Below are 15,955 nucleotides of genomic sequence, written 5' to 3' on the forward strand. Positions count from 1 at the left end.
CTTGACGACCATAGAGCATTGGAACCACCTGATCCCATCCCGAACTCAGTAGTGAAACGATGCATCGCCGATGGTAGTGTGGGGTTTCCCCATGTAAGAGTAGGTCATCGTCAAGATTCATTTCGCAAAACCCCTATCTGCGCATGCAGGTAGGGGTTTTGTCTTTTCTGGCTTTTACTCGGGCCAGCATCGGCGGCCAGCCGTGATATCGTTCCCCATTCTTCTCCCAGGGACTTTTCCATGCCCAACACCACCTCACTGCAGCCTGGTTTCATGATCGTCCACGGCAACCGCCTGGACGACTTGCGCAGCCTGGTGGTGAGTTGGATGCGCCGCTATCCGCTCGCACCGCTGGAAAACGAAATTGCCTTGGTACAGAGCAATGGCATTGCGCAGTGGCTCAAGCTGGCTCTCGCCGAGGACCCCCAGGACGATGACATGGGCGGTTGCGGAATTGCTGCCGCCATCGATGTGCAACTGCCCGGTAGTTTCATGTGGCAGTTGTATCGCATGGTGCTCGGGCGCGATGAGATCCCGGAAGTGTCCCTGCTCGACAAGGCACCGCTGACCTGGCGCCTGATGCGTCTGTTGCCTGCACTGATCGAGCGCCCGCATTTCGAACCGCTGCGTCGTTTCCTCACCGATGACAGTGACCTACGCAAGCGCTATCAGCTGGCCGAGCGCTTGGCCGACCTGTTCGACCAATACCAGGTTTACCGTGCCGACTGGCTCAAGGACTGGGCAGCCGGCGAGCATATCCTCAATACTGCCCGTGGCGAGCGCAAGCCTCTCGCGCCAGCCAACCGTTGGCAGGCGGAACTCTGGCGTGCGTTGCTCGAGGATGTCGGTGAACAGGGCATGGCGCAGAGCCGGGCAGGGGTGCACCAGCGCTTCATCGAACGCATCAACAGCCTGGAAGCTGCACCTCACGGGCTGCCTTCGCGGGTGATCGTGTTCGGTATTTCCTCCCTGCCCGCCCAGGCTTTGGAGGCACTGGCCGGGTTGTCCCGTTTCAGCCAGGTGCTGCTGTGCGTTCACAACCCATGCCGTCACCACTGGGCCGATATCGTTGCCGACAAGGACCTGCTACGCCACCAGTACAAGCGCCAGCAACGCAAGCAAGGCATGCCGCTGCAGCTGGACGATGAGTCGCTGCATCAGCACGCCCACCCGCTGCTGGCTGCCTGGGGCAAGCAAGGCCGCGATTACATCAACCTGCTGGACAGCTACGACGACCCCGGCAGCTATCAAGGCGTGTTCAGCGACGGGCGCATCGACCTGTTCAGCGACGGCCAGCCCACCACGCTGCTGACTCAGCTGCAGGACGATATCCTCGAACTGCGCCCACTCGCAGAGACCCGCGAACGTTGGCCAGAAGTGGACCCGACCAAGGACCGCTCCGTGCGCTGTCACGTGGCACACAGTCCGCAGCGCGAAGTGGAAATCCTCCACGATCAGTTATTGGCCCGCTTCAGCGCCGACCCCACGCTGCGCCCGCGTGACGTTATCGTCATGCTTCCGGCAATCGACACCTATGCCCCGCATATACGTGCAGTTTTCGGTCAACTGCAGCGCAACGACCCGCGCTACATTCCGTTCACCCTGACCGACCAGGGCCAGCGTGGCCGCGACCCGCTGCTGATTGCCCTGGAACACCTGCTCAAGCTGCCGGACAGCCGCTTCGCCGTCAGCGAAGTACTCGACCTGCTCGACGTCCCGGCAGTACGCGCACGTTTCGGCATCCGCGAAAGCGACCTGCCCACGCTGCACCACTGGATCGAAGGCGCGGGCATTCGCTGGGGGTTGAACGCCGATCAGCGTGCCACCCTTGGCTTGCCTCATGGCCTGGAGCAGAACAGTTGGCGCTTCGGTTTGCGGCGCATGCTGCTGGGTTACGCCGTGGGTGTGGGAGAAGGCTGCGACGGCATCGAACCGTACGATGAAATTGGCGGCCTGGATGCCGCCTTGATCGGCCCGCTGGTTGCGCTGCTCGATGCCCTCGATGTGGCCAACCAGGCGTTGGCCCAACCCGCCACCGCCAGTGAGTGGGGTGATCGCCTTAATGCTTTGTTGCAGGTGTTTTTCCTGGCCGAGGAAGAGCACGACGAATTTCTCTTGATGCAGTTGCAGGCGCTTCGCGACAGCTGGCTGGAAGTCTGTGAAGCCGTAAACCTGCAAGACCCGTTGCCACTCACGGTGATCCGGGAAGCCTGGCTTTCGGGCCTCGACGAAGGCAAGTTGTCCCAGCGTTTTCTCGCCGGTTCGGTGAATTTCTGCACCTTGATGCCGATGCGGGCAATTCCGTTCCGCGTGGTGTGCCTGCTGGGCATGAACGATGGCGACTATCCGCGCGCCCAACCGCCGCTGGACTTCGACCTGATGGCCAGCGATTACCGCCCGGGCGATCGTTCGCGCCGGGAGGACGACCGTTACCTGCTGCTCGAAGCGCTGCTGTCGGCACGTGACCAGCTCTACATCAGTTGGGTTGGCCGCAGCATCCGCGATAACAGTGAGCGACCGGCCTCGGTGTTGATCGGCCAGTTGCGCGATCACCTGGCTGCCGGTTGGCGCCTCAAGGGCGATGCTGATGGCCAGCAGCTGCTGCATGCCTTGACCCAGGAGCACCCGCTACAGCCATTCAGTGCGCGCTATTTCCAAAAGGGCAGTGCGTTGTTCAGCTATGCCCATGAATGGCAATTGCTGCACCAGCAGACTGCTGAGCAGCAGCAGCCTGACCTTGCCCTGCCACCGTATGTCAGCGATGAAGCGCTGACGCTGACCCAGCTGCAGGATTTCTTGCGTCACCCTGTGAGGCATTTTTTCAGCCAGCGCCTGAAAGTGTTCTTCGAAGCCCTGGAAGCCCCCACACCGGACGAAGAGCCATTCGTCCTTGACGCCTTGCAGCGCTATAGCGCCAGCGAAAGCCTGCTGGGTGCTGCCCTGAGCGACCCTGAAAACGCCGAACGTGCGCTGCAGGCCCAGGCCCGCCGCCTGCAAGCCTGCGGCATGCTACCCCTGGCAGGTTTCGGTGAACTGCTGCAAGCCGAACTGATCCAGCCACTGCCCGATCTGCTGCAACGTCATCGGCAGCTGCTGCAGCGCTGGCCCACGGTGGTAGACGGCGCGTTGCCGATCCACTTCGAGCACGCCAACCACCGTCTTGAAGGCTGGCTGGGCCGGGTCTATCAGGCCGACGATCAAAGCCTGCTGAGTATCACCACGGTTCCCAATACCATCAGTGCCGGGCGCAACAACCTCAAATGGCACCGCCTGATTGCCAGCTGGGTGATGCACCTGGCCGCCTGCGCTGCCGGTTATCCACTGCACAGTGCACTGCTGGCCAGCGACATCACCCTGCTGCTCGGGCCCTTGCCGCAGGCTCAGGCTAGCGAACAACTGGGTCACCTGTTGGTCGCGCGCCAGGCGGCGATGAATGCACCTTTGCCCGTCGCCGCAAAGACGGCCTTTGCCTGGCTCGCTCAGGAAGATCCGGACAAAGCCCTGGCTGCCGCTACCCGTGCCTACGAGGGGGATGGCCGCACCAGTTTCGGCGAGCGCAGCGAAAGTGTTGCCCTGGCCCGGCAGTTCCGCGATTTCGCCGCACTCAGCGCCGACGAAACCTTCGAAGGTTGGTGTGAAACCTTGTACCGCCCCCTATTCAGCGCCGCCTGGCAGGCCCAGGGCAATCCGGAGAGTGAAGCATGACCCAGGCCCGCCCCCTGGCACTGAGTTTTCCCCTGCACGGCAGCCAGTTGATCGAGGCCAGTGCCGGCACGGGCAAGACGTTCACCATTTCTGCACTGTACCTGCGGCTGATCCTCGGCCATGGCGGTGAGCAAGGCTTCGGCCGCGAACTGCTGCCACCGCAGATTCTTGTGGTGACCTTCACCGATGCCGCTACCAAGGAGTTGCGCGAGCGTATCCGCGCGCGCCTGGCCGAGGCCGCACGTTTCTTCCGCGGCGAGCTGGAAGGCGGCGACCCGCTGCTGCACCAACTGCGCGACGACTATGCCGAAGCACACTGGCCACGGTGCGCCAATCGCCTGGAAGTCGCCGTACAGTGGATGGACGAAGCGGCGGTGTCGACTATCCATGGTTGGTGCCAGCGCATGCTCCGTGAGCATGCGTTCGACAGTGGCAGCCTGTTTACCCAGAGCCTGGAAACCGACCACAGTGACCTGCTCGGCCAGGTCATGCGCGATTACTGGCGGCGCTTCTGCTACGGCATGCACGGCGAAGCGCTGAACTGGGTGCGCAGCCATTGGGTCAGCCCCGATGCCCTGCTGCCGCGCATCCGCCCGCTGTTCGGCCGCGTGCGTGCGCAGCCGGACGAAGCGGAGCCGCAAGCGCTGATCGAGGGTGCGCTGCAGCAGCGGGGCGAGCAGTTGAGCCAACTCAAGGCACCGTGGGTGCTATGGGCGGACGAGCTGCAGCAGATCTGCCGCGACGCCGTGGCGGCGAAACAGGCCGATGGCCGCAAACTGCAGGCGCGCTACTTCGAGCCCTGGTTCGAAAAACTGCGCACCTGGGCCAGTGATGAACAATCGGTGGAACTCGACCTGGGCACCGGCTTTACCCGGCTGACTCCGGTCGGGATGGCCGAAGCCTGGAAAGTCGGTGATCCGCCCGACCACCCGGCCCTCCATGCGATGCAGAACCTGCAACAACAGTTGCAGGCTCTGGCCAGCCCGGACGCCCGCTTACTTGAACACGCTGCCGCCTGGGTGGCGGCGCGCTTCGAAGTGGAAAAACGCCGGCGTGCCGAAATGGGCTTCGACGATATGCTGCTGCGTCTGCAACAGGCGTTGGCTACGGAATCAGGGGAGCGCCTGGCCGGGCTCATCCGTGAGCAGTTCCCAGTGGCGCTGATCGACGAGTTCCAGGACACCGACCCGGTCCAGTACGGCATTTTCGAAAGCATCTATCGCATCAGCCAGAACAACCCGGAAACCGGCCTGTTCATGATCGGCGACCCCAAGCAGGCGATCTACGCCTTCCGTGGCGCCGATATCTACACCTACCTGTCGGCCCGGCGCGCCACTGCCGGCCGCCTGCACAGCCTGGACACCAACTACCGCTCCAGCCAGGCGATGGTCGCGGCGGTCAACCAGGTGTTCCTGCAGGCCGAAGCCCGTACGCAGGGCAAGGGCGCCTTCCTGTTCCGCGAAGCCGATGACAACCCGCTGCCGTTCGTCGAGGTCCGCGCCAAAGGCCGCCGCGAACGCCTGCTGATCGACGGCGAGGCGTGTGCGGCACTGCAGTGCTGGCAGCTGGAAAGCGAGGAACCGGTATCCAGCACGCTCTACCGGCAGCAGCTGGCAGCCAGCTGCGCGAGCCATATCGTTGCCGTATTGAATGGTGGCCAGCGTGGGGTAACTGGCTTCAGCGATGACCAGGGCGAGTTGCGCCCGTGCCAGCCTTCGGACATCGCCATCCTGGTGCGTGATGGCCATGAAGCGCAGCTGGTGCGCAGCGAGCTGGCCGCCCGCGGTGTGCGCAGCGTGTACCTTTCCGACAAGGATTCGGTATTCGCCGCCCAGGAGGCCCATGACTTGCTGGCCTGGCTCAAGGCCTGCGCCGAACCGGATTCCGAGCGCTTGCTCAAGGCCGCACTGGCTAGCCTGACCCTGGAGCTGTCGCTGGCCGAACTTGATCAGCTGAACCAGGACGAGCGGGTGTGGGAAGGCTGGGTCATGCGCTTTCGCCGCTACCGTGAGATCTGGCAGCGCCAGGGCGTGCTGCCCATGCTGCGGCACCTGTTGCACGACTTCGAGCTGCCGCGCACGCTGATCGGCCGCACGGACGGCGAGCGCGTGCTGACCAACCTGCTGCACCTGGCCGAATTACTGCAGCAGGCGGCTGGTGAGCTGGACGGCGAACAGGCGCTGATCCGTCACCTGGCCGAGCACCTGGCCAACTCCGGCCAAGCGGGCGAAGAGCAGATCCTGCGCCTGGAAAGCGACGAGCAGCTGGTCAAGGTGGTGACGATCCACAAGTCCAAGGGCCTGGAATACCCCTTGGTCTATCTGCCGTTCATCTGCACCAGCAAGCCGGTGGATGGCAGCCGTCTGCCGCTGGCCTGGCACGACAGCCTCGGCAACGCACAACTGACGCTGACCCCCGACGCCGAGCAGATCGCCCTGGCCGACGAGGAGCGCCTGGCTGAAGACCTGCGCCTGCTCTATGTGGCCCTGACGCGTGCCCAGCACGCCTGCTGGCTGGGTGTCGCCGACCTCAAGCGCGGCAACCAGAAAAGCTCGCAGCTGCACCGCTCGGCGCTCGGTTACCTGCTGGGTGGCGGCCTGGCACTACCAGGCTCGGAGCACCTCAAGGCGTGGCTGCAGAGCTTGCTGGCAGGTTGCGTGGATATTGCCTGCCCGGCACTGCCGGAGGCCCGCGATGAGCATTATCGTGCGTCCCAGGCCGAGCGCGAGCTGTTGCCTGCCCGCAAGCCACGCCGGGCGGCTGCCGAGCATTGGTGGATCGCGTCCTACAGTGCCTTGCGCGTTGGCGAACAAACCCTCGGCGCCGACAGCTCACAGGCCCAGCAACTGCTCGATGACGAAGTGGCCGATACCCAGCTGATCCGTGAAGTCCCCGCCGACGGTGGCGACATCCATCGCTTCCCCCGTGGCCCCAACCCGGGCACCTTCCTTCATGGGCTGCTGGAGTGGGCCGGCCGTGAAGGTTTTGGCGAAGTCGCCGGTAACGCCAAGCTCATCGAGCGTACCGTTGGCCAGCGTTGCAACCGCCGCGACTGGGCCGGCTGGATCCCGACCCTCAGCCCATGGCTGCAGCGCCTGCTCAACGAGCCACTGCCGGCCGGCCCTGGGCAGCTGACGCTCGCGCAATTGCAGCATTACCAGATCGAGATGGAGTTCTGGTTCGCCAGCCACAACGTCGACGCCCAGCAGCTCGACCGCCTGGTGGCCCGCCATACCCACCCCGGCAGTGCACGCCCTGCAGCGCAACCCACCTTGCTCAATGGCATGTTCAAGGGTTTCATCGACCTGGCCTACGAGCTCGACGGGCGCTATTACGTGGCGGACTACAAGTCCAACTGGCTTGGCCCGGACATTCAGGCCTACGACACCCAGGCCATGGAAAAAGCCATCCTCGAGCACCGCTACGACCTGCAGTACGTGCTGTATCTGCTGGCCCTGCACCGCCAGTTGCGCGCGCGGCTGCCTGATTACGACTACGACCGCCATGTCGGCGGTGCCCTGTTCATCTTCCTGCGCGGCGCCAGCAGCAGCGGCCACGGTGTGTATTTCGCCAAACCGCCACGCGAGCTGATCGAGGCCCTCGACGCGTTGTTCCGTGGCGTGCACGCGCCCGAGCAGCAGGACCTGTTTGCCGGAGCCGCGCCATGAGCCGAACCCTCGACGATCTCTTGCCTACGCCACTGCACGCCGAGCATCTGCTGGCCCTGGCCCCTCAGCACAACAGCGCTGACCTGTTGCAGTTGCTCGATCGCTGGGTGGAGCGTGGCTGGCTGCGCGCGCTCGACCGGGCGTTCGTCAGCTTTCTCGAAGAGCGTGCCCCCGGCAGTGACCCGCTGCTCTTGCTGGCGGCAGCCCTGGCCAGCCATCAGCTGGGCCACGGGCATGTCTGCCTCGACCTGCAACAGACCCTCGCTGAACCGGATTTCGCGCTGTCGCTGCCGCCGGAAGGTGATGCCCTGAGCGGGCCGTTGTTGCTGCCCTCGCAGCTGCTGGCCAACCTTGGCTTGCCGACCTGGCTGCAACGCATTGCCGCCAGCCCGCTGGTGGCGGCTGGCGATACGCCGGGCCAGCAATCGCGGCCGCTGGTGCTCAGCGGCCAGCGTCTGTACTTGCGCCGCTACTGGAGCTACGAGCGGCAGATCGACCAGACCCTGCGCCAGCGCCTGACCCAGGACGACGCGGCCCCGGCCGACCTGCCGGCGCGCCTGGCACAGCTGTTCGACGAAGGCGCCCTGGCCGGCCAGGTGGACTGGCAGAAACTGGCCTGCGCCCTGGCTACCCGCGCAGGCTTCAGCATCATCACTGGCGGCCCCGGTACCGGCAAGACCACCACGGTGGTGCGCTTGCTGGCGCTGCTGCAGGCGCCGGCGGTGGAGCAGGGCCGGCCGCTGCGCATTCGCCTGGCCGCGCCGACCGGCAAGGCCGCCGCACGCCTGACCGAATCCATCGGCCAGCAGGTAGAACGGTTGCAGGTGAGCGCCGACGTGCGCGGGCAGATCCCCACCGACGTCAGCACCGTGCACCGCCTGCTCGGCAGTCGCCCGGGCTCGCGGCACTTCCGTCACCACGCCGGCAACCCGCTGCCGCTGGATGTGCTGGTGGTCGACGAAGCCTCGATGATCGACCTGGAGATGATGGCCAACCTGCTGGAGGCATTGCCGCCGAAGGCGCGGTTGATTCTGCTGGGGGACAAGGACCAGCTGGCCTCGGTCGAGGCCGGCGCCGTGCTCGGTGACCTGTGCCGGGATGCCGAAGAGGGCTGCTACTCGCCCGCGACCCAGGCCTGGCTGGAACAGATCGGTGGCCAGTCGCTGGCCGCCAGTGGCCTGAAACCTGGGGATGCGCAACGCAATCCGTTGGCCCAGCAGGTCGTGATGTTGCGGTTCTCGCGGCGTTTTGGTGAAGGCAGCGGCATCGGCCAGCTGGCGCGCCTGGTCAACCGCCAGGAGGCCCAGGCGGCACGTGACCTGCTGAGCCTGCCGCCTGCGGACGTATTCGGCCTGGCGTTGCGTGGCGAGCAGGATCGGGCCTTCGACCGTCTGATTCTCGACGGCCTCAACCGGGGTACCGAAGGGCCTCAGGGCTATCGCAGCTACCTGCGTGCCATTGGCCGCTATCGCCCGGCACCGGGCAGCGCATTCGACGATCCGCGCTGGGAGCAGTGGGCCGCCAAAGTGCTGCACAGTTTCGAAGACTTCCAGTTGCTGTGCGCTGTGCGCAAGGGCGCCTGGGGTGTCGAAGGTCTCAACGAGCGGGTAGCGCGGGTGCTGCACAACGCCGGGCTGATCGACAGCCAGCAGCCGTGGTATGAAGGCCGCCCGGTGCTGGTGACACGCAACGACTATGGCCTTGGCTTGATGAACGGAGACATCGGCATCGCCCTGCGCCTGCCGGATGAGCACGGTGAAGCGCTGCTGCGGGTGGCTTTCCCGCGCAACGATGGCAGTGGCGGAGTGCGCTTCGTCCTGCCCAGCCGCCTCAACGAGGTGGAAACCGTTTACGCCATGACCGTGCACAAGTCCCAGGGCTCCGAGTTCAGCCACACCGCGCTGGTGCTGCCGGATGCACTCAACCCGGTGCTGACCAAGGAGCTGGTGTACACCGGCATCACCCGGGCCAAGCATTGCTTCAGCCTGATCGAGCCGCGCCAGGGTATTTTCGAAGAGGCGGTGCTGCGCAAGGTACGGCGCATATCCGGTCTGATGCTCGAACAAGTCTGACGCGCCTACAGATAGCCAGCGTTGTGCTATCGTTGCGCCGACTTCGACAGGATTTTGAGAGAATTCTCACATGACAGGCGCCAGGGAGCGGTTGACAGGCTGTGCGCTTTCGCTGCTGCTAGTTGCCCTGTCGCTACTGGCCGGCCCTGCCCAGGCGGACGGTTCGGCCACCGCCGCGCAGGCCCAGCAGCGTGCCAGGGCGGTGACCCAGGTGGTCCTGGGTATCCTCAGCTACGCGCGCTGGCCTACTGAGCCCGTGCCCTTGCGCCTGTGCCTGGTCGGCCCCACCGAATACGCCGACGACCTGATCAAAGGCAGCGTGCAGAACTCCGGGCAACCTTTGCAGGTAAGGCGCCTGCTGGCCGACGACCGGCAGGTTGCCCTGGCCTGTGACGCCGTGTACATCGGCAAGCTCGACGATGGCCAGCGCGACCGCCTGTTCCAGGCCATCAGTGGCCGCCCGGTACTGAGCATCAGCGAAGCCGACGACCCGTGCACGGTCGGTAGCCTGTTCTGCCTGCGCGTCAGCGATCAACAGGTCGCCTTCGAGGTCAACCTCGACTCCGTGGCGCGTTCTGGTGTGCGTATCCACCCCAGTGTGCTGCAGCTGTCACGGCGTCGCGGAGCACTGCCATGAAGGCCGGCAACAAGCAGGGCGTGCGCCCGACCCTGCGCTCGGTGCTTGGCCGTGGTCACCTCAGCGTGGCCCTGCTGGCGGTGAGCCTGGCCGGCATCTCGCTGACCCTGCTCGGCGTGCTGGCCCTGCGTGTGTACGCCAACCACAACCTTCACCTGATTGCCCGTTCGATCAACTACACCGTCGAAGCCGCCGTGGTGTTCGACGACAGTGCCGCGGCCAATGAGGCGCTGGAACTGATCGCCAAAACCGAAGAAGTGGCCGACGCCAAGGTGTTCAACAACGACGGTGATCAGCTGGCGCATTGGCAACGCAGCGATGAGAGCCTGCTCGGGCACCTGGAAGTGCAAGTGGCGACGGCCCTGCTGGATGAGCCGATCAACCTGCCGATCATGCACCAGCAACAGAAGGTCGGGCATATCGAGCTGATCGGCCAGGGCCGCAGCCTGCTGCTGTTCCTGCTCAGCGGCCTTGGCGGAATCCTGTTCTGCACCATCCTCAGTGCCTTCGTCGCCTTGTACCTGTCGCGGCGCCTGCTCGGCGATATCGTCCGGCCCCTGCGCGGCCTGGCCAGCGTCGCCCACGCCGCCCGCCGCGAACGTAGTTTCGACCGCCGCGTACCGGAAGCACCCATTGCCGAGCTCAACGAGTTGGGCAACGACTTCAACGCGTTGCTCGATGAACTGGAGGTCTGGCACAGCCATTTGCAGAACGAGAACGCCACCCTGGCTCACCAGGCCAGCCACGACAGCCTCACCGGCCTGCCCAACCGCGCGTTCTTCGAGGGCCGCCTCAGCCGTAGCCTGCGCAATGCCGCACGCCAGCAAGATCATCTGGCGTTGCTGTTCCTCGACAGTGACCACTTCAAGCAGATCAACGATAGCCTCGGCCATGCCGTGGGTGATCAAGTACTGATCAATGTTGCCGACCGTGTGCGTGCACAACTGCGCGAGCACGACCTGGTGGCCCGCCTGGGCGGTGACGAGTTCGCCGTACTGCTGACGCCGCTGCATTCGCGCGAGGATGCCGAGCGCATCGCCGAGAAGATCATCGCCAGCATGCAACTGCCGATGCTGCTCGATGGCGGCGAGAGCCTTACCACATCGCTGAGCGTGGGCATCGCCTATTACCCGGATGATGGCAGCGACCCTGCCAGCCTCCTCAATGCCGCAGATGCGGCGATGTACCAGGCCAAGCGCAAGCGCCGTGGCCAGTGGCAAGCGGCACAGACGGAACGGTCCGCCGCCGATTACAGGAACAGGAGTTGAATCGTGATACAGCGTTCGCGTTTTTCTTTCGTCGTGATGTTGCTGGCCTTGCTGGCGCTGGCTGGGTGCCAGAGCACACCGCCCAAAGGGCTGACCGCTGAGCAGATTGCCGTGCTCAAGCGTGAAGGCTTTGCCCCCACCGACGAGGGCTGGGCGTTCGACCTGTCGGGCAAGGTGCTGTTCGGCAGCGATCTGGACACCCTTAACGGCGCGAGTCAGGCAATCGTCGAGCGGATCGGCAAGGCCTTGCTGGGGGTGGGCATTCAGGGCGTGAGGGTTGATGGCCATGCCGATGCGTCGGGCAAGGCGGCGTATAACCAGCAGTTGTCCGAACGGCGCGCGCAGAGTGTGGCCAAGGCACTGGCTGGCGTGGGGATGCCAGCGCAGAACATTCTTACCCGGGGGCTGGGCAGCACGCAGCCGGTGGCAGACAACCGCACCAGCGCGGGGCGGACCGAGAACCGGCGGGTGTCGATTGTGGTGGCGTCTTACTGATAGTTCCGGTCTACCGCACTGTTTGTGATAGCAGGCTTGCCCTGACAAGGAGTTGTGGTGGGGCTTACAGGTGCCAGCCTTGAGTTTTTTGGTGCCTGTCAGATCGAGCGCCGCCCGCGCGGCGCATCGCGGGCAAGCCCGCTCCCACATCTGTTTCGGGCCAGTCACTCCTATGAAGCCAACAGGGACCGCCTTGGTGCATGACTGGAGACCGGTGGAGCGGCATCAGCGCCCACCGAGATGCATCGCCAGACCCTGTCGGCTTCCACCGAGATGCATCGCCATGCCAACAAGGCGGTCCCTGTTGGCGGCACAGGAGTGACTGGCCCGAAACAGATGTGGGAGCGGGCTTGCCCGCGATGCGCCGCGCGGGCGGCGCTCGATCTGATAGGCGCTGCACATCTGTCGGCGAGCACCTGGTGGCCGTGATGCGCTTATCAGGCCTGGCCCATCAATGCCTCATGCCCATCTCGGCATCATCCATCAGCGCCTTGGCCATCGCGCTCAGATAGTGAGAAGCCCAGATCATCATCGGTTTCTCTTCCATCAGGCCGAGGATGGTCAATTCCCTCACATAGCCCATCAGTTCCGAGGCTTGCTCCCGGGCATCCCGGCAGGGGATGCCGGGTTCGATGCGGAACAAGGGGTGGGTCTGGTTTTCACCTTGGAAGAAGGTGGTTTCGCCGACGGTGCATTGCGTGTTGTCTGTGGTCATTGGTCAATCTCCCTGAAATGTTTGTTGCCTGGTCGGGCCCTTTCGCGGGTAAACCCGCTCCCACAGGGCTAACCACAAGCCTTAAGGATTGCGCAGTACCTGTGGGAGCGGGTTCACCCGCGAAGAGGCCAGACCATCCAGCACATCACTTGAGCCTTAGTGCAAAGTCCGAGGCCCAGTGGGCATCTGCACCTGGATTAACGCCGATTCGAGCAAAGCCCGCAGCGCCTTCATTTCATGCATCGAGGCCATCATCAGGATCGACGCCGGTGACTTGGGCTGCAGCAACAACGCCTGATGCACCACGGTCGACGCACACAAGGCGTAGTCGGCGGCCTGGATCAGGGTGTCTTCAAGGGAATGAATATCGTGGGGTGGATCGGGAACAATCTATAGCATGGTGGCGTTCTCATATGGGTTACATAGAGCCGCCACTCATGACTTGCAGTGTGATGGGTGGCGGCCACGTACGGGGCTGCAAGACCGGGAGAACAAAAAACGGCAGGTTCGAAAACCTCCCGTACGCAGCCACCATAAAGCGAGCTCAATGGCTTGCCACTGAACGTCGGTGATCAACATATGTTCTCAGCGGGCTTGCAGGCCCGGTCGCTGCTTTGGCAACGACTGGGCCACACTAAGCCGCCAGAAACACCACCGCAATGGCCCAAGGGCGGTAGGAAGCTAATTCAGAAATGGACTACAAACAACGGGAAAAATCTGAAGTTTTGGATCAGAGGGGATCGCCTTCAGATTTTCAGCGTTTATGAGATCGAGCGCCGGCCCCGTCAATCCTGAGCAAAGCGCATCTCGCGCGTCTCTCCCATCAGCAATGGTGCATTCGCCTCGGTCACCCCGCGGATGTAATCCCACAGCAAGGTAATGCGCTTCAACTTGCGCAGATCCTCCCGGCAGTACATCCAGAATTGCCGCGTCACTTCGATCTGCTCCGGCAACACCGTCACCAGCCGTGCATCCTGCGCCGCCAGAAAGCACGGCAGTATCGCCAACCCACGCCCCTGCAACGCCGCCGTGTACTGGGCGATGACACTGGTACTGCGCAAATGCGCATTGGCATTGGGAATCAGGTTGGCCAGGTAGAGCAATTCCGAACTGAACGCCAGATCGTCCACATAGCTGATGAACGGGTGGCTCGCCAGGTCGCTGACCTGGCGGACCGGCGCATGGCTGTCCAGGTAGTCCTGGGTCGCATACAGCCGCAGCCGGTAGTCGCACAGCTTGCAGCACACGTAAGGCCCATGCTCCGGCCGCTCCAGGGCGATGACGATGTCAGCCTCGCGTTTGGACAGGCTGATGAAGTGCGGCAGCGGCAGGATATCCACCGAGATCGCCGGGTAGGCATCGACGAAATGGCTCAGCTGCGGGGTGACGAAGAAGCTGCCGAAGCCTTCGGTGCAGCCCATGCGCACATGCCCCGACAGCGCCACGCCCGAGCCGGAGACTTGCTCGCAGGCCATGTGCAAGGTGCTCTCGATCGACTCCGCGTAGCCCAGCAGGCGCTGCCCCTCGGCAGTCAGCACGAAGCCGTTGGTGCGTGATTTTTCGAACAGCAGCGTGCCCAACGCGCCCTCCAGCGAGCTGATGCGCCGCGACACCGTGGTGTAGTCGACGGCCAGGCGTTTGGCCGCGCTGCTGGCCTTGCGCGTGCGCGCCACTTCGAGGAAGAACTTCAGGTCGTCCCAGTTCAGCGCACTGAGGGAGGTCAGGTCTTTTTGCATGTTGATCCGGTTTTTTTGTGCGTTCTTGTTGGATGTTTGCACATCTATACTCGAAAAAAGCCCCAAGGCGCCACCTCGCGTTTGCCCGGCGCCGGCGATCTCGTCCTGACAATAATTCCAAGGAGAACGCAGATGAACGCTCCACAATCCCCTGACAAGACCAAGGTCGAACAGGTCAAGTTGCTGATCGACGGCCAGTGGGTCGAATCGAAGACCAGCGAATGGCGCGATATCGTCAACCCGGCCACCCAAGAGGTGCTGGCGCGGGTACCATTCGCCACCGTCGAAGAAGTGGACGCCGCCGTGGCGGCTGGCCAGCGCGCCTTCAAGACCTGGCGTGACACCCCAATCGGTGCACGCATGCGCATCATGCTCAAGCTGCAGGCGCTGATCCGCGAACACACCAAGCGCATCGCCCAGGTGCTCAGCGCCGAGCAGGGCAAGACCCTTGCCGACGCCGAGGGTGACATCTTCCGCGGCCTGGAAGTGGTCGAGCACGCGGCCTCCATCGGCACCCTGCAGATGGGCGAGTTTGCCGAGAACGTCGCCAGCGGCGTCGACACCTACACCCTGCGCCAGCCGATCGGCGTGTGCGCCGGCATCACCCCGTTCAACTTCCCGGCAATGATCCCGCTGTGGATGTTCCCGATGGCCATCGTCTGCGGCAACACCTTCGTGCTCAAGCCTTCCGAACAGGACCCGCTGTCGACCATGCTGCTGGTCGAGCTGGCGCTGGAAGCCGGTGTGCCGGCGGGCGTGCTCAACGTGGTACACGGTGGCAAGCAGGTCGTGGATGCGATCTGCACCCATCAGGACATCAAAGCGATTTCCTTCGTCGGCTCCACCGAAGTCGGCACCCACGTGTACAACCTGGCCAGCCAGCACGGCAAGCGCGTGCAGTCGATGATGGGCGCCAAGAACCACGCCGTGGTGCTGCCTGACGCCAATCGCACGCAAACCGTCAACGCCCTGGTCGGTGCGGCCTTCGGCGCCGCCGGGCAGCGCTGCATGGCCACCTCGGTGGCGGTGCTGGTGGGCAAGGCGCGTGATTGGCTGCCGGACATCAAGGAGGCAGCGAGCAAGCTCAAGGTCAACGCCGGTTGCGAGCCGGGCACCGATGTCGGCCCGGTGGTTTCCAAGCGCGCCAAGGAGCGTGTGCTGGGCCTGATCGAAAGCGGCATCCGGGAAGGCGCCAAACTCGAACTCGATGGCCGTGGCGTCAAAGTGCCCGGCTACGAGCAAGGCAACTTCGTCGGCCCGACCCTGTTCTCCGGGGTGAAGACCGACATGCAGGTGTACACCCAGGAAATCTTCGGCCCGGTGCTGGTGACCCTGGAAGTCGACACCCTCGATGAAGCCATCGCCCTGGTCAACGCCAACCCGTTCGGCAACGGCACCGGCCTGTTCACCCAGAGCGGTGCGGCGGCGCGCAAGTTCCAGAGCGAGATCGACATCGGCCAGGTCGGCATCAACATCCCGATCCCGGTACCGGTACCGTTCTTCAGCTTCACCGGCTCGCGCGGCTCCAAGCTCGGCGATCTCGGCCCGTACGGCAAGCAAGTGGTGCAGTTCTACACTCAGACCAAGACCGTCACCGCCCGTTGGTTCGATGACGACAGCGTCAATGACGGTGTGAACACCACCATCAGCCTGCGCTAA

The 15,955-nt window shown here is 64.0% G+C and carries 11 protein-coding genes and 1 rRNA gene; 8 read left to right on the forward strand and 4 right to left on the reverse strand.

Annotated features, from left to right (window positions below):
* Positions 1 to 116: ribosomal RNA gene (gene rrf / locus ACIPZ5_RS16290) — 5S ribosomal RNA — on the forward strand.
* Here the strand turns inward: rrf and ACIPZ5_RS16295 are convergent.
* Positions 111 to 242, reverse strand: a complete 132-nt coding sequence (locus tag ACIPZ5_RS16295) for a hypothetical protein (protein WP_343598068.1) — start codon at positions 240 to 242, stop codon at positions 111 to 113. The two genes, rrf and ACIPZ5_RS16295, sit on opposite strands and share 6 nt — an antisense overlap.
* Between ACIPZ5_RS16295 and recC the strand changes: the two genes are divergently transcribed.
* The 6 genes from recC (at position 241) to ACIPZ5_RS16325 (ending at position 11,845) form a co-directional block, all read left to right on the forward strand.
* Positions 241 to 3,705, forward strand: a complete 3,465-nt coding sequence (recC, locus tag ACIPZ5_RS16300) for an exodeoxyribonuclease V subunit gamma (protein ID WP_400809647.1) — start codon at positions 241 to 243, stop codon at positions 3,703 to 3,705. The genes ACIPZ5_RS16295 and recC overlap by 2 nt on opposite strands.
* Positions 3,702 to 7,373 (forward strand): exodeoxyribonuclease V subunit beta, encoded by a 3,672-nt coding sequence (gene recB, locus ACIPZ5_RS16305; RefSeq protein ID WP_400809650.1) that lies wholly within the window; start codon positions 3,702 to 3,704, stop codon positions 7,371 to 7,373. Before recC ends, recB begins: the two co-directional genes overlap by 4 nt.
* Positions 7,370 to 9,445 (forward strand): exodeoxyribonuclease V subunit alpha, encoded by a 2,076-nt coding sequence (gene recD, locus ACIPZ5_RS16310; RefSeq protein ID WP_400809653.1) that lies wholly within the window; start codon positions 7,370 to 7,372, stop codon positions 9,443 to 9,445. The genes recB and recD overlap by 4 nt, the downstream gene beginning before the upstream one ends.
* Before the next feature lie 70 nt (positions 9,446 to 9,515).
* Positions 9,516 to 10,082: a YfiR family protein gene (locus tag ACIPZ5_RS16315; protein ID WP_400809656.1), complete on the forward strand. Its 567-nt coding sequence runs from the start codon at positions 9,516 to 9,518 to the stop codon at positions 10,080 to 10,082.
* The gene (locus tag ACIPZ5_RS16320) at positions 10,079 to 11,350 is read left to right on the forward strand and encodes a diguanylate cyclase domain-containing protein (protein WP_400809659.1); all 1,272 of its coding nucleotides are present in this window, start codon (positions 10,079 to 10,081) and stop codon (positions 11,348 to 11,350) included. The genes ACIPZ5_RS16315 and ACIPZ5_RS16320 overlap by 4 nt, the downstream gene beginning before the upstream one ends.
* Positions 11,351 to 11,353: 3 nt before the next feature.
* On the forward strand, positions 11,354 to 11,845 hold the full coding sequence (locus tag ACIPZ5_RS16325) for an OmpA family protein (RefSeq protein WP_400809662.1): 492 nt from the start codon (positions 11,354 to 11,356) through the stop codon (positions 11,843 to 11,845).
* Positions 11,846 to 12,296: 451 nt separating this feature from the next.
* Here the strand turns inward: ACIPZ5_RS16325 and ACIPZ5_RS16330 are convergent, their stop codons facing one another.
* From ACIPZ5_RS16330 to ACIPZ5_RS16340, 3 genes are all read right to left on the reverse strand, one after another.
* A complete protein-coding gene (locus ACIPZ5_RS16330; protein ID WP_400809665.1) occupies positions 12,297 to 12,560 on the reverse strand; it encodes a DUF3077 domain-containing protein in 264 nt (87 codons plus the stop codon).
* Between the two features lie 156 nt (positions 12,561 to 12,716).
* Entirely contained in the window at positions 12,717 to 12,950 is a 234-nt protein-coding gene (locus tag ACIPZ5_RS16335; protein ID WP_400809830.1) for a hypothetical protein, read from the reverse strand.
* Between the two features lie 395 nt (positions 12,951 to 13,345).
* Positions 13,346 to 14,296 carry a LysR family transcriptional regulator gene (locus ACIPZ5_RS16340; RefSeq protein ID WP_343598053.1) on the reverse strand — a complete coding sequence of 317 codons (951 nt, stop codon included), beginning with the start codon at positions 14,294 to 14,296 and terminating at the stop codon, positions 13,346 to 13,348.
* Positions 14,297 to 14,428: 132 nt separating this feature from the next.
* Between ACIPZ5_RS16340 and ACIPZ5_RS16345 the strand changes: the two genes are divergently transcribed.
* The gene (locus tag ACIPZ5_RS16345) at positions 14,429 to 15,955 is read left to right on the forward strand and encodes a CoA-acylating methylmalonate-semialdehyde dehydrogenase (protein WP_261941588.1); all 1,527 of its coding nucleotides are present in this window, start codon (positions 14,429 to 14,431) and stop codon (positions 15,953 to 15,955) included.

Origin of the sequence: Pseudomonas sp. NPDC089428 (assembly GCF_044749325.1) — a bacterium.
GTDB lineage: Bacteria > Pseudomonadota > Gammaproteobacteria > Pseudomonadales > Pseudomonadaceae > Aquipseudomonas.